At 47.2% G+C, this 12,326-nt stretch carries 13 protein-coding genes; 6 read left to right on the forward strand and 7 right to left on the reverse strand.

Going from position 1 to position 12,326, the window contains the following annotated elements:
* Position 1: 1 nt before the first annotated feature.
* Together HP570_RS13695 and HP570_RS13700 are read right to left on the reverse strand one after the other, a co-directional pair.
* Complete coding sequence (locus tag HP570_RS13695; RefSeq protein WP_173626055.1) at positions 2-1,861, reverse strand: stalk domain-containing protein; 1,860 nt, start codon at positions 1,859-1,861, stop codon at positions 2-4.
* 196 nt (positions 1,862-2,057) lie between these two features.
* The gene (locus HP570_RS13700) at positions 2,058-3,017 is read right to left on the reverse strand and encodes a helix-turn-helix transcriptional regulator (protein ID WP_173626056.1); all 960 of its coding nucleotides are present in this window, start codon (positions 3,015-3,017) and stop codon (positions 2,058-2,060) included.
* Between the two features lie 142 nt (positions 3,018-3,159).
* Here HP570_RS13700 and modA point away from each other — a divergent pair, with 142 nt between their 5' ends.
* Genes modA through HP570_RS13715 form a run of 3 tightly spaced genes read left to right on the forward strand, consistent with a single transcriptional unit; the run spans position 3,160 to position 5,356 of the window.
* On the forward strand, positions 3,160-3,957 hold the full coding sequence (gene modA / locus HP570_RS13705; protein WP_173604286.1) for a molybdate ABC transporter substrate-binding protein: 798 nt from the start codon (positions 3,160-3,162) through the stop codon (positions 3,955-3,957).
* Positions 3,958-3,987: 30 nt separating this feature from the next.
* The gene (gene modB / locus HP570_RS13710; protein WP_173626057.1) at positions 3,988-4,674 is read left to right on the forward strand and encodes a molybdate ABC transporter permease subunit; all 687 of its coding nucleotides are present in this window, start codon (positions 3,988-3,990) and stop codon (positions 4,672-4,674) included.
* A gap of 16 nt (positions 4,675-4,690) precedes the next feature.
* Entirely contained in the window at positions 4,691-5,356 is a 666-nt protein-coding gene (locus HP570_RS13715) for an ABC transporter ATP-binding protein (protein WP_173626158.1), read from the forward strand.
* Positions 5,357-5,385: 29 nt separating this feature from the next.
* Here HP570_RS13715 and HP570_RS13720 read toward each other — a convergent pair whose 3' ends face one another.
* On the reverse strand, positions 5,386-6,150 hold the full coding sequence (locus tag HP570_RS13720) for a LamB/YcsF family protein (protein ID WP_016739869.1): 765 nt from the start codon (positions 6,148-6,150) through the stop codon (positions 5,386-5,388).
* Between the two features lie 143 nt (positions 6,151-6,293).
* On the reverse strand, positions 6,294-6,638 hold the full coding sequence (locus HP570_RS13725) for a YlbG family protein (protein ID WP_007725782.1): 345 nt from the start codon (positions 6,636-6,638) through the stop codon (positions 6,294-6,296).
* A 74-nt stretch (positions 6,639-6,712) separates the two neighbouring features.
* Between HP570_RS13725 and HP570_RS13730 the strand changes: the two genes are divergently transcribed.
* The gene (locus tag HP570_RS13730) at positions 6,713-7,042 is read left to right on the forward strand and encodes a hypothetical protein (RefSeq protein ID WP_173626058.1); all 330 of its coding nucleotides are present in this window, start codon (positions 6,713-6,715) and stop codon (positions 7,040-7,042) included.
* 1 nt (position 7,043) lies between these two features.
* On the opposite strand, the gene HP570_RS13735 is transcribed toward HP570_RS13730, so the two are convergent.
* A complete protein-coding gene (locus HP570_RS13735) occupies positions 7,044-7,499 on the reverse strand; it encodes a YlbF/YmcA family competence regulator (RefSeq protein ID WP_012685982.1) in 456 nt (151 codons plus the stop codon).
* A 71-nt stretch (positions 7,500-7,570) separates the two neighbouring features.
* The gene (locus HP570_RS13740; protein ID WP_173604289.1) at positions 7,571-9,466 is read right to left on the reverse strand and encodes a hypothetical protein; all 1,896 of its coding nucleotides are present in this window, start codon (positions 9,464-9,466) and stop codon (positions 7,571-7,573) included.
* Between the two features lie 61 nt (positions 9,467-9,527).
* Here HP570_RS13740 and HP570_RS13745 point away from each other — a divergent pair, with 61 nt between their 5' ends.
* On the forward strand, positions 9,528-9,968 hold the full coding sequence (locus tag HP570_RS13745) for a protease complex subunit PrcB family protein (RefSeq protein WP_173604290.1): 441 nt from the start codon (positions 9,528-9,530) through the stop codon (positions 9,966-9,968).
* Positions 9,969-10,056: 88 nt separating this feature from the next.
* Here HP570_RS13745 and HP570_RS13750 read toward each other — a convergent pair whose 3' ends face one another.
* The gene (locus tag HP570_RS13750) at positions 10,057-10,476 is read right to left on the reverse strand and encodes a thioredoxin domain-containing protein (RefSeq protein ID WP_173626059.1); all 420 of its coding nucleotides are present in this window, start codon (positions 10,474-10,476) and stop codon (positions 10,057-10,059) included.
* Positions 10,477-10,639: 163 nt separating this feature from the next.
* Between HP570_RS13750 and HP570_RS13755 the strand changes: the two genes are divergently transcribed.
* On the forward strand, positions 10,640-12,307 hold the full coding sequence (locus tag HP570_RS13755; RefSeq protein ID WP_173604292.1) for a ribonuclease J: 1,668 nt from the start codon (positions 10,640-10,642) through the stop codon (positions 12,305-12,307).
* Positions 12,308-12,326: the final 19 nt, after the last annotated feature.

Here is a 12,326-nt window from a genome sequence, read left to right on the forward strand (position 1 = left end):
ATTACTGCCCCTTTCCAATCGTTGGGTAGGTATTAATCTTCACCGTTTTTTGTTGTTGATTATACTCCGTCTCATATCCCAATGCTTTTTCAAAAAAGGACAGTGGAACCATTGTACGTTCTTTGATTTCGATTAGCGGGCTGCCTAAATCTATTCGCTTGCCATCAACTTCAGCAAAGCGCTCCCGCTCCTTTATAAATACTTCGCGTCCATTTCCTTTTACGCGGATCATTTGTTTCTTGTCGTCCCAGCTAATCGCTACTCCCATTTTCTCGCCAAGCTCACGCAACGGAATATAAACCGTATTGTGGGTGACCCGAGCAGGAATCGCTGGATAAAAGCTCATGTTATTGATGATTGTGGTGATATAAGGTTCCAGTTGTACGGCACCAAAGCCATTCTTATTTGCACTATAGGTATACAGGGTGAAGTATTTGGCTTCCCCTTGCAAGGTTTGCCCAAGCGCTTGATCGAGATGCTCTGCACCAATGACACTGCCATGATAATTTTGCTGGACGCGCTGTAAGAATCGCTTATAGGCATCGTCACCGATTTTGCGGCGCAGGTTGTCGAACAGGAGTGCTCCTCGTGAATACCAGGTCAGCTTAAACTCTTCTTCGGTAGAAAACTTCTGCAATGGCTTGTCGAGCTTTCCATTTGGATAACGCTCTTGTAAACGTTTGACATCCCGGTTGTACGTATCCAGCAGAGTCGTAGCTGATTGGGCACCATAACGCTTCTGCAAGTAATGGGACACACCCAGCTCCACCAGACCCTCATCAAGCCACCCATGCGAGGACTCCAATGTAGCCACACTGTTGTACCACCAAAGATGCCCCACCTCATGCGGCAGCCAATGATCAATCAGATTGTTGTAATGCATGTCTCTTTTAAATACGGCGAGGTTTGCGTATTCCATGGCGTACGTCGTCCCCGTACTTGTTTCCGCAATCGCCACGTTCGGATAAGGCAACGGCCCATACATATCGATGAAAGTAGGAAAGACCGATTGAGCAATGGTTTTGATTCTTTCAATGTTGCCTTTATCAACGGAAGCAATGTCAACCGTTAAATTCGGAGCAAATTGAATCGTTTCAATGTGATAAAGAGGACTTCCCACCAGTCCAAAGTTCAACAGTTTTTTTGCTTGATAATGGACTTGCTGCTTATTGCCACCGATTGACTTCGTTTGCCCTCTGCCCCATGAACTGACCCATTTGTAGCCTTGTGGAGAAGTAAATGACACATCATAATCTCCATAGTGGTAAACGAATGGATCACCAAAATCAACTCGTTGCGGTGGGTCATACCAAACGCCTTTTTGGTTTTGGGCACCGAGCATCGGGTACCATGTCGTCAACGTCCAAATATCGTCTTTCACCCCAAAACGTGTGCCCCTGCGTGGAACCGGGTTCTCGAATTCAATGGTTAAAGCGCCACGAAGCTCCTTACCAAGCGGATTTGCCAGCTTCACCAGCGATTGACCACGTTCAAAAGAAAGCGGCTTGTCCTTGTAGCGAATCGACTTCACCGTCATTTTGTTCCAAAGGTAATCGTAAATATACAATCGTACATCTGGCGTTTTCGGATTGTCGAACTCCAAGGTCATGTTTCCGGTTATTTTTGCTTCGGACGTATGTAATTCAGCTTGAATCTTATAGACAGGGTTCAAATCCTTAACATAAGACGGCAGAGGCGGATCATAAGAAAATGGATCAACGAACTTTTGCGCCTCCTCAGATGAATGATTCATGGCAATGATTTGAGAAATAGCTGGCCAATACGCGACGACTCCAACTGAGCCAAAAAAAATGAGGATCGTCACACATACTAGTAAGCTCGTTTTATGTAGTGATTTCATGACAGCCCCCAAATAATAAACCGCCCGGCGGCAGGCGCTAAATGTTTTTGTTTCATTGTAGCAAATATAAGTCAAACTGAGTAGAAATTCAGGAGATTCTGTAGAGAAACCGCCATATTTGACAATGATCTGTATCTGCTGAAAAAAAAAAGCCGCCACTCATTGTATCGTAATGATTGGCAGCTTTCTTTAGTATTTACCAGGTTTCGTACATAATTTTTCCGGTCTGGCTAAGATCATAGCCCCCGACTGCTTCCAATTCCTTTTGAAATGGACGCGACCCAAGAACATCAAGAACAGCCTGAATGAGCTGCTCGTTGTCCTTGTTTTTCAACAAGACGAGGTCATATTGCTCACGCACAGTTGGGATAAACTCCACTCCCACGAGTGAAGCCGCCTTTTCAATGCCCACTCCTACATCTGCTTCGCGCCGGGCCACTACTCCTGCGACTGCCAGATGATTGGACTCTTCCCGTTCATAGCCAATCACGTCACTCCCCGCTATCTTTGCCAGTCGAAACTGCTCTTCAATCAACGTACGTGCACCGGACCCTTTTTCCCGATTGACCATGCGAATGCCCGGCTTCGTAAAATCACTCCATGCTTTGATCTGTTTTGGATTGCCTGCCTGAACGTAGAATCCCGCCCAACGTGACAACATATTGATGACAACAAAACGATGTCCACACAAAATGCGACGAATATACGGGACATTGTATTCATTGGTATCCCCATCGTACAAGTGCGTGCTGACGATATCAGCCTTACCCGTATACATTGCCACGAGGCTGTTCAGTGAGCCCACGTACGAGCGAAGCGGTCGGTATGCCTCATCCTTTTTCTCCAAATGCCCCGCCAGTAGGTCCAAGCTCACATCCTGCCCGCTAATAATGATATTGCGGCCTGTACCAGTCTGCTCATATCGTGCCGATTGTTGGGCTTGTTCTGTCTGCGGGATGCTGACGGCTGAGGCTTGTCTGTATACTCCCTTTGCCTTCGCCTTGTACGCTTCCAGATCACTTTCGTCTACGCGCATTTGCCGACCGACGCGATATGCGGGCAGCTCTCCTTTTTTTATGAGATCGTAGACCGTCAGCTTGGAAATACGTAAAATTTTCGCTATTTCTTCGGTGGTGTAAGAATTTTGTTGACTCATGTCCCGCCTCCGTTATCTCCTTTGCTCTATTGTCAAACAAGTGTCGTAAAATCGCAATTGATTATTCATTACGAATCCATATAATCTAGTTATGTCCAGTTATAATTACTTATAACTAAATATAATTATGGAGGTTTTTTTTATGAAGAAGCACTGGTTTGCCATATTGACAGCATTTTGCTTGATGCTAACTGCTTGCTCGACAACACAAACCGCACCACAAGCAAGTGAGCCAGCCAAAACCGATGCAGCAAAGGTAGAACTGATGATTTCTGCTGCTGCTAGCTTGACGGATGCCTTGAATGAGTTGAAATCGCAATACGAAACCGAACACCCGGGAACGACCCTCACCTTTAACTTCGGAGGCTCGGGCAAACTCGCCACACAAATTACGCAAGGTGCTCCGTCTGACGTATTTTTGTCTGCTAGTAAAAAAGACATGGACGGTCTAGAGGAACAGCAACTGATCGCCAAAGACACACGCCAAGACTTCACGAAAAACTCGCTTGTGCTCATTGCAGGTAACAAAAGTGCTGTCGCTATCTCTTCTTTTGAAGAACTGAACAACGCAGCGATCAAGCATATTGCCGTCGGCGAGCCTGAGACAGTCCCCGCTGGGCGATATGCGAAAGAAACATTAGATACACTGAAAATGTGGGATTCTCTTTCCGCACAAATGGTATTTGGCAGCGATGTTCGCCAAGTTTTGACCTTCGTAGAATCCGGTAACGCCGATGTCGGTATTGTCTATTCCAGTGATGCTGCCGCTTCGAAAGATGTTAAGATATTGGCGACAGCCAAGCCTGAATGGCACAAGCCGATCGTTTATCCAGGTGCGGTCGTCAGCGCATCGAAGAACCAAGATGCAGCAAAAGCTTTTCTAGCCTACTTGACAAGCGACAAAGGAAAAGCGATCTTACAGAAGTACGGGTTTCAATAAACCAACGGAATGGAATGGGAGGTGGCAAGCGTGATTGAAACCAATCTTACTCCATTGATGCTCTCCCTTAAAGTAGCTGCGCTCTCCACCTCCTTTGTTTTTATCCTCGGGATGGTTTCTGCAAGGTGGATGACACAAAAGGATTTTTGGGGGAAGAATGTGCTGGAGTCCTTCTTTTTGCTTCCGCTTGTTCTCCCCCCCACTGTTGTTGGCTTCGGTCTGTTGCTGCTTTTTGGGAAAAACGGTTTTCTCGGTCAGGTTCTGCATGATTGGTTCAATATTACCGTCGTCTTTACGCTGACAGGAGCCGTTATTGCCTCGATTGTCGTTTCCTTTCCGCTGATGTATCAAAGTGCAGTCGCTGCCTTCACAGGAGTGGATCGTCGTTTGGAGAATGCGGCACGCACGATGGGAGCTTCGGAATGGCGCTTATTCTGGACCGTTACCTTTCCCTTGGCTTGGCCTGGCCTGTTGGCTGGGTTTGTTCTTTCTTTTGCCCGTGGCTTAGGGGAGTTTGGTGCTACGCTGATGCTCGCAGGCTACATCCCTGGAAAAACCGATACGATTCCCGTCGCCATTTATTTTGCTGTTGAGGCTGGTCAAATGGATAAGGCATTGTTTTGGGTCGTCATTATTGTTTCCTTGGGGATGGGTACGACTCTCTGGCTGAATTGGTGGAGTCGTCGCAATGTGCGCAGGTACGCCAATCAAAAGTAAGGCAGGTGAATGGGAATTGCTCTTTCTCGATATACAGAAGCGTTTGCCTGATTTTATTTTGGATGTGTCCTTTACGGTGCAAAAGGAAATTGCTGTGCTGTTTGGACCATCCGGCTCTGGCAAAACAACGATATTGAACAGTATTGCAGGTCTGGTTCATCCCGATACTGGCGAGATCCAATTAAACGAGAACATCTTTTATCGCGAAGGACAGAAGCCGCTTCCTGTACAAAAACGCAGCATCGGGTATTTATTTCAAGATTATGCACTGTTCCCTCACATGACCGTCGAGCAAAATGTTCGATACGGCTTAAAAAAGGGGCATGAACTGAATTTGGCTCCATTGTTGTCCTCAGTGGGAATCGATCATCTGATGCAAAAATATCCTCACCAGTTATCCGGGGGACAAAAACAACGGGTGGCACTCGTACGTGCACTTGCGACTGAACCAGACATTCTGCTCCTTGATGAGCCGTTATCGGCGCTGGACGCGGATACGCGTAAACAATGCCAGGATGAGTTGCTTCGCCTTCACGCCATGTGGAACATCCCTTTTCTGCTGGTCACCCATGATCGTGAAGAAGCCGAGAAGCTCGCTGATGTCATTTTCCTGATCGATAATGGCACAATCAAAGAACGAAAAAATGAAAAAAGCCATTCAGCAACGTCCATTTCCCGATAATGGGATGGCATTGCTGGATGGCTTTTTACCTATCGAGCTGTGATTGGTTCAATCTTCACATCGTTTTGTTTTGCCCACTTATGTACTTCGCCGAGGAATTGCAGGACGTCATGGCTCTCGTGATGGACACAAAGGGTATCGGCCGCCAAGTCAATGTGCTCGCCATTGACCGTCATTACTCTTTGTTTTAAAACGAGCTGACGTGTCTGCTCCATGCGTTCTTCCTTGCTGATCAGCACGCTTCCTTCCAGATCACGCGGGGCCAATCGACCATTCGGCAAATAAGCCCGCTCTGCAAATACTTCCTCTGCCACCTGAAGCCCGTGTTCCAAGCCAGCCTCTACAAGCTTACTGCCTGAGAGTGCATAGAGGATCAGATCTTCATCAATATCCGCAATGGCTTGGACAACCGCTTCGGCGAGCTCTGGCCGTTCGGCCGCTTCGTTATATAGCGCGCCATGCAATTTCACATGGTGAAGCTCTCCGCCGAGTGCTTTTGTAGTGCCTGCCAAGGCTGCAATTTGATACAACACCAGCTCATACACTTCATTGACAGACAAGTTCATCGAACGACGTCCGAAGCCTTGAATATCTGCATAGCCGGGATGTGCCCCGATTTTCACATCATGCTTGAGTGCAGCTTCGATTGTTCTGCAAATAATATGGGGATCCCCTGCATGCAATCCGCAAGCAATATTAACGGAGGTGATCCATTTCATAATCCCCAAATCCTCTGATTGTCGACCTCTGCTGAAGCCCTCTGCCATATCGCAGTTAATATCCAGATGAATCATGTATGCTCACCTTTCTTTCGCTACTCTATCTTTTGAAAACGCATTCATACGCGTGGCTTCTCGTTTTCTTCCACTTTAGCATACCATGTACGCCAGTTTAACAAAAGCAAAAAAGCTGCCGAAAAATGGCAGCTTATGAACAACTATGTCGAACCAACGGTTGCTTGACTGCTTTCTTCTGTCTGTAAGGTCTCTGCTAGTGCCATTACCTGGTTCTTTTCTTGTTTATAATCGTATTCCTTTGCCTTATCCGGTCTGGCATTGTTGTACTCTACCGGGATCTCATGGCGATGGGAACGTTCAATTTTCGTTACAAAGTGCAGCTTCTCCATAATGCGAATCGTTTCGTCCAACAAATTGGCATCCACATACATCGAAACGTAATTTAATCGCTTGGAGATGTAATGAATGGTGCCAAATTTGCGTAAATTTTTGGCGGCACGCGTGTTTTTCACCCACACGGCGACCCCCAGACGTCGCTCTCTCATGTTTTGCCGTCGGTCTCCTTCCTAATCGTGGTATACTTACTGGTGAAAGCTTATACAGAAAGGAATCGTGGTCTATGCTGGCTACGTTTTATCAACAATTCGAGGAAGCGCTTCACCGCGAAAAAATCGTGACCCATAGCAGTTGGCAAACCTATGCGGGCCAGCTCTTTTTCTATGTATGCAGTACGCTCCCTGCTCCTCTGCTTACAAACCAGCTCATGGAAACAGGAGAGCGCCTGACCACTGATACCAAATTACAGCCAGAATGCATTTACGTGCGTTCTGATGACGTGCAGCATGTATATCGCTTCCGCTTTCGCGTACCTGACGAAAAACAGTTTTGCTGCGGCAATCTTTGTGAAGACTGCTTTCTGCTACGCCAAAATGAATCGGGAACAGCGTAAATTACGATGGCTTTTTCACGCTACATCCACAGCTTCCGCCTGTTCCGCAACCGCTGCCCTGCGCCTCTAAAAATGGATTGTTGCTTGGAACCTTGATCGTTTCCGAGACGGAATGAGCAATGGTTCTACTCACCTGATACAAGAGCTCATCCAGAGCATCCTCTGCTCGCTTGAACGCCTGTACGGAATCCCTCAGTTCAATGTTGCGCTTCAGTTCCCGTACTTCTTTGGATATATGATTGTAATCCGGGTGATACTTCCCGAACCGTTGCACATCTTCGTACTGTTCCTTCTTAGCCTCGAACACGACGAGCAGACGTTGCACTTCCTCATCTGCTTCCATTTGGCGTTTGGCCTCCAGATACTCCGAGACCTCGCGCGATTGGTTAATCATTGTGGACAGCTCATGAGAACCCATGATCAACTGCGTCATATCCACTGCTTCCAATGTTTCCATAAAGCGAGACCTCCTTTCGCCGCAAAGCTTGAAACTTTACGTCATTCCTGATTGTATCACGATGCACACCCTTAGTACAGATATTCGGGCACTACAATGCGCACTCGCTCGATGCTATCGAGACGGTAACACTGTTTGCCTCCCTGTCCAGCAATCGTAACCATCCAGTACCCCATTTCCAGGCGTACTTCTGTCGGTAGCCCACGCAGCTTATCTTTTCCACCTTGCTGAATCTCGACTTCCAGCTTCAGTTCGATTGCGCGCTTAAACAAATCCCGCATGGATTGTGGATGGTACGATTGAAAATGCTTCGTCCACATTTTGGGAAGAGCTGCGATTTGCTCATTTTGCTCAGGGAACGTGTTTTCTATAGCATAACCGTCCCAAGGCCGTTCGATGAGTAGCAAGCCCTTATTCCCCGTGTGACTGTTTGGGAGTGGCTGGAGCTCTTTACTTGCACTAGCAATATGTGATAGCACTTGCGGCTCATAACCGAACTGTCGTAGTAAACGGATTAATTCTTTTTCCTGCGAGAACGGAATCAAAAAAGTAGTTGGCGTGACTATTTGGGTAAGAAATGGACGAAAGTCAGGTATTTCGCGCCATTCCTCCAGAAATCCGGCATGTGCTGTCCGCACGAGGAAGTACGGCTCCATTTGAATCTGCCTCGCTGTTCTCGCCCATTGGCTTACAACCTCAACCAAGCTCTCAGGCAACGGATGAACACAGGAGGCCCGGAGCTTTTCAATGACTTGCTCCTCCGTCCCTCCTTGAGCCAAATACGCTTGCAACAGCCTTGCTTGCAATTCACCCCGAATCAATTGCCCATCAAATTGGAGCTGGCAAAATTGACTGATCTCCCATACATCCAGCAACGGGACAAGCGGAGGGATTGTAATGGCACCTGTGGGGTCCACAAACCAGCCTTCCTCCGACGATAATCGCGGCAAGCTGCTCCAACGCCAAAAAATCCCGCGCTCCTCGTCCATTCCGAGCTGAATCCATCCCATGCCTAACAGTATATGCAACCATTGCTCCACAATCAGCTCCTCTGCATTGTCTGGCAAAGGAAATCCTACTTCTTTTAGCATGCGTAATTGTTCATGAATGGAACACCACTGCTCGACAGGAACCTGTTTCATCAATTGAATGAAAAATTCCCACCAGTCACCGTGCGGCAAAAATTGTTCCATGACGAGTTGATACAACTCTTCCCAACGTACGAGCGGCGGTTGATGCAGCCATTGCTTCGTTCGATGGAGATCGAGTACGAGTTCTCGCTCCTCCCTATACACCAAGCCAAGTCTAAGCGCAATATCCAGAACAACCGTCAAGGATAAGCCCTCTCTTTGTTCCTGATCGAGCGGCGGAATCACGATTCCTTTTACATGCTCGTCTGTAAACGAGAGTAGCGGCAGCATTTTTTGCGACATCCTGCGATGAATGCTTCCTTTTTGCGTAATGGGAATGTGGTTGTCTCGAACAAACAACAAAAGCCCAAAAAGATCCAGCTGTATCCCTCTGCCTGCTGATATATAATAAGGGAGCGTTTTTGAAAGAGAAACGAAAGCCTGAGAGGCTTCCGGCAGCATTTGATTCGTCAACTGTTCCCGAACCTCTTGTGGCATCAAATAGCCGATTTCACTCCACATTTTCCGTACAGTCAAGATCAGTCCAAGCCGTCGCAATTTCGTCAAGCCGACTGACAGATGCCTGTGCTCTTTTGCCGTTTCGCGTTCCCACGTTCGTTTGCTAAAAAAGCCTCTCGTCGCTTTGGTTACGAAAAGCCGGATAACGGTTCGTTCCAGTTCATCTGCCTGTTCCCATGCTTTGCCAATAAAAACGGGGTCCAATAATCTCGCTGTTAAATCTTGCTCTTCGGCAATCTGATATCGTTTGGTTTGTTCATGTAGAATCGCTTGTCGCGTTGATTCGGACAGGTATTCCAGCGAATCCTTCACACGCACGCCTGTCACCTCAGTCTATATGATGATCGATTCATTACTTTTATCAATTGGAGGGATCTTGATGTTGCAAGTATTTCCTAGCTTACTCTTAACCGCAACCTTGGCAGTAACCGGTACACAAGTCTTGTCACCTCAACATCCTATCGTATCTGAGCCTGTGGCGAAAGAGGCTGTACAAGTCAAAGCTGGTTATGAGGCCGTTGCTGCTCCCTATCCACCGGCTGTTCAGGAAGCTTTGAAGACAGTTCGAAAAAATGGCGGACACACTATTGTTCGTGCCAATGGAAAATCCTATGTAGTCGTGGGTGCAGGACAGCGCCCTACAGGAGGATATCGTTTAGTGGCGGACCAAGTCAAGCGGACTGGCCCTCATGACTTCGCCGTACACGTTCGGGTACAAGCACCAGCTCCAGGTTCGATGAAAATCCAAGTCATCAGCTACCCGACCTTGGTAATTGCCCTGCCAGACCAGCAAGCAAAAGTCAGCGTGCTCATGCGCTAGTCTATTCACGAAAAAAGCCGACAGTTCGAAAGCCACAAGGCGCATCGAAGTCGGCTTTTTTCCTTTTCCCAACAGTTACCCTTGCTTATCAGGGCTTTACCTCAATGGAAAAGCTCTCTGCTACACCATACGACTCGTGGTTATTATGTGCCAATTCTACCTTGACCTCATGCTTCCCAGCAGGGATATCCTTCATGACATAGCTAGGCTCAAATACTTTGGCGATTTTTTTGCCATCGAGGTACAAATGAACATGGCCTTCCCCGTGCTTGTTTTCTTTCCCCATGTTTTCGAGGGAAAAAGAAAAGTTCGTTACAGCCAATTTGAGTTGCAAATCATCTTTTACAAGGGTATGCGTCACAGCGAGTGTCGGCGCTGCATGATGAGCGTGCGACTCGTTTGCTACCGCTTCGGTTTGCGCTTGTTGGTTCGCGTACACAAACCATTCCACACCAGCCGCAATGGCAATCAATAAAAACAAGCGGAAAAGAAATCGTTTGGTTTTCACCGGAGCTGCTCCCTTCCAAAATGAGTCTTACCCCAGTGTGCCCGACTCCTGATTGCTTCATTCATCCATTTTTACCTCTTGATCTCACCTGTTATCGATACATACTCAGCATTCCAATAGGTAAAAGTAACCACAAGATCCTTTAGGGAGGTCATTACTGCGTATGAATGCATGGAATGAAACTCTTTCTATTTTTGCTTTAGGAGGAGTATATGAAATCGGCAAAAACATGTATGGCATTCAATATGGGGATGAAATTGTCCTCATCGATTGTGGCTCGAAGTTTCCGGATGAGAGTTATTTAGGAATTGATCTGATCATACCGGACATTAGTTATCTGCTAGAAAATCAAGAAAAAGTACGTGCCTTGATCGTCACGCATGGGCATGAGGATCACATCGGGGGTATCCCATATTTTTTGCGACAATTAAACGTCCCTGTTTACGGTACCCGCTTAACGTTAGGTCTTATCGAATTAAAGCTGAAGGAGCATAATTTGCTTCGTCAGTCCACCCTCATCTCCATCGATCGTGACTCTACCATTTCATTTGGCTCGCTCACAATCAGCTTTTTTCAGACGAACCATAGCATTCCAGATTGCTTGGGTGTTGTATTTGAAACAAAAGCAGGCGCTATTGTGCATACGGGCGATTTTAAATTTGATTTAACTCCAGTGCATAAGCAATCCCCCGATTTGCACAGAATGGCTGAAATCGGGCAGAAAGGTGTATTGGCCTTGTTGTCGGAGAGTACCAATGCGGAGCGCCCAGGCTTTACTCCATCAGAAAAACACGTGGGCGATCGTCTGTTAGAAGCCTTCAGTAAGGCACAGCAGAAAATATTTGTCTCGACGTTTGCCTCCAATGTATACCGGCTTCAACAAGTCATTGATGCCGTAGAAGCGACGAATCGAAAGCTGGCATTATTGGGTCGAAGCATGGTCAATGTGGTCAAAATCGCTTCGGAACAAGGCTATTTGCATATACCAGAAGGCATGCTGGTGGAAATAGAAGAAGTGGGCGAGCTCGATCCGGCCCGTGTCGCTATTCTATGCACTGGAAGTCAAGGCGAACCCATGGCTGCTTTATCACGGTTGTCGACCTCCGGGTATCGGCACGTAAAAGTAGAACGTGGCGATACCGTCATCCTCTCTTCTTCCCCCATTCCAGGGAACGAACGAAATGTAGCGCGCATCGTCGACAACTTGTTTATTATGGGAGCCAACGTTATATATGGCTCTGGAACTGGCATGCATGTATCCGGTCATGGCTTCCAGGAAGAGTTGAAGCTCATGCTCACTCTCATGAAGCCACAATACTTCATCCCCATTCACGGCGAGTATCGGATGCTCCATCAACATCGTCAGTTGGCTGAATCCGTCGGCGTTGATTTCGAGTCCATTTTCATAATAAATAATGGGGATGTCGTGGATATTCAGGATGGTGTGGCTGTGCAGGAAAGAAAAATCCCTGCTGGCAATACCTTGGTGGATGGTTTAGGAATCGGAGATGTAGGGAATGGAATATTACGGGATCGCAAACATCTTTCGGAAGATGGCATTCTCGTAATCGTTGTGACGCGCAGTAAAACTGACGGCAAAATTTTGTCGGGTCCTGACCTTATTTCTCGCGGATTCATTCATGCCCCGGAATCAGAGGGCCTGTTGGAAGAAGCGACTCGCCTTGCATCCGAGGTGATCACCAATTTGCAGGAAGCGAATGTGAGTCAGTGGAACCGCCTGAAGCAAGGAATGCGGGAATCGATTGGGAAATTCGTGTATGCCAAAACAAAGCGCAGACCCATGATCCTGCCGATTATTATGGATGTGTGAGGGAAAAGCCTTCTTTCCT

Source organism: Brevibacillus sp. RS1.1 (assembly GCF_013284365.1).
In the GTDB taxonomy this organism is placed as follows: Bacteria; Bacillota; Bacilli; order Brevibacillales; family Brevibacillaceae; genus Brevibacillus; species Brevibacillus brevis_D.

Coding starts and splice junctions, on each gene's coding strand:
- HP570_RS13695 (WP_173626055.1), bottom strand. CDS start 1,861: ATGAAATCACTACATAAAACGAGCTTACTAGTATGTGTGACGATCCTC.
- HP570_RS13700 (WP_173626056.1), bottom strand. CDS start 3,017: ATGAGTCAACAAAATTCTTACACCACCGAAGAAATAGCGAAAATTTTA.
- modA (WP_173604286.1), top strand. CDS start 3,160: ATGAAGAAGCACTGGTTTGCCATATTGACAGCATTTTGCTTGATGCTA.
- HP570_RS13720 (WP_016739869.1), bottom strand. CDS start 6,150: ATGATTCATCTGGATATTAACTGCGATATGGCAGAGGGCTTCAGCAGA.
- HP570_RS13725 (WP_007725782.1), bottom strand. CDS start 6,638: ATGAGAGAGCGACGTCTGGGGGTCGCCGTGTGGGTGAAAAACACGCGT.
- HP570_RS13730 (WP_173626058.1), top strand. CDS start 6,713: ATGCTGGCTACGTTTTATCAACAATTCGAGGAAGCGCTTCACCGCGAA.
- HP570_RS13735 (WP_012685982.1), bottom strand. CDS start 7,499: ATGGAAACATTGGAAGCAGTGGATATGACGCAGTTGATCATGGGTTCT.
- HP570_RS13745 (WP_173604290.1), top strand. CDS start 9,528: ATGTTGCAAGTATTTCCTAGCTTACTCTTAACCGCAACCTTGGCAGTA.
- HP570_RS13755 (WP_173604292.1), top strand. CDS start 10,640: ATGAATGCATGGAATGAAACTCTTTCTATTTTTGCTTTAGGAGGAGTA.